General features: G+C 62.8%; 2 protein-coding genes. Both read right to left on the bottom strand.

What is annotated here, in order from left to right; all coding sequences use genetic code 11:
• On the bottom strand, window positions 1-544 hold a 544-nt coding region (locus EN893_RS34305; RefSeq protein WP_164901396.1), incomplete at its 3' end, for a TetR/AcrR family transcriptional regulator.
• A gap of 147 nt (window positions 545-691) precedes the next feature.
• Window positions 692-1150, bottom strand: a complete 459-nt coding sequence (locus EN893_RS34300; RefSeq protein ID WP_127270249.1) for a MarR family winged helix-turn-helix transcriptional regulator — start codon at window positions 1148-1150, stop codon at window positions 692-694.
• Window positions 1151-1288 lie beyond the last annotated feature (138 nt).

Below are 1288 nucleotides of genomic sequence, written 5' to 3'. Positions count from 1 at the left end.
GCAGCAGACGGATCTGCACGTCGCGGGCGACCAGCCCGAAAAAGGTGCGGAACGCCGTCTCGGCATCCGCGAAATCCAAAAGTCCGGTCCGTCGGCCGGCCTCAAGCACCGGCTTCAACCGTTTGGCCAATGCGAAGCGGCCGTTCTCAAGCACCACGGCGCCGAGATTGTCCTTGCCCGAACCGGCATGGCTGACCGCCACCCGGTTGAGCGCGATCGAGGTGTCACTGGAGATCACCTTGAGCCAGTCCGAGGCGAAGCGTTCGAGACTTGCGGTCAGGGAGGCAAGATCGAGCCCCTTGCCGTCAACCGGCGCCACCCGCACTTTCGAGGCCTGCCACTGCACCGTCGCCGTCAGCAGCCCGTCACGGTCGCCGAACCATTTGTAGAGCGTTTCCTTGGAGCAGCTGGCGCGGCGCGCCACGGCGGTCATGGTCAGATGATCGCCCTCCTCGACCAGCAGCCGCAACGCCGCGTCGAGCACGGCCTTCTGCCGTTCTGTCAGCGCTTCGCTGGTGTCGATGTCGGGCACGCTGTGCAACACGCTCTTCTCTCGAAAGGTCGGGCCACCGGTCATTCCGGTATGCCGTACCGTACGTTACGGTTCGGCATATTGCGCAATCCGAGGCCGCGCGCAAGAGGGCGGGCGCAAAATATCTGCAAGTGATGCGTTGCCGCGCGACAAGCCTCGCTAATCGGAGGCTGGCGGATGGCGCAATCGTCCAAGCAGTGCGGAGACCCTGGTCAATTCATCCGCCGACAGTTTGGCGCCAACCAGTTCGGTGATCGACCGTCCGTAGACAGCCCACATCTGGCGGCGTGTCTCGCGGCCCTTGGCGGTGATGCGGATGGTCTGGCCACGACCATCATCGGCCACCGTCAGTTTCTCGACGAGCCCATCGGCCTCGAGCCGGGCCAGCAGCCGCGAAATGTTGTATTGCGCGAACAGAGTGCGCTCGATGAGCTGGAACGGCCGCAGCCCGCCCTCGCTCGCCTCAGCGAGCTCATGCAGCACGTCGTACCAGGCAAGCGGCGGCAGGCCGGCGGCCTTCAACGCTTCTTCAGCGCTTTCCATCAGTTGGCGCGAAACGCGCATCAGGCGAGCCCAGGCCTTGATGGCTTCTGGCGAAGGCGTGGCTTTCTCGGTCATGGCCAAGCATAGGCAGTAGATGCATCTGCATCAAGCTTGACGATCGATGCATGTGCATCTATATAGATGCAAATGCATTAACCTTGGAAACCTCATGGCACACAAGCTCATCCTCGTCAGCCATCACCTCTGCCCCTA

This window comes from Mesorhizobium sp. M7A.F.Ca.CA.004.04.2.1 (assembly GCF_004022825.1).
Classification (GTDB): Bacteria; Pseudomonadota; Alphaproteobacteria; order Rhizobiales; family Rhizobiaceae; genus Mesorhizobium.
This window is presented reverse-complemented; position numbering and strand designations above follow the sequence as displayed.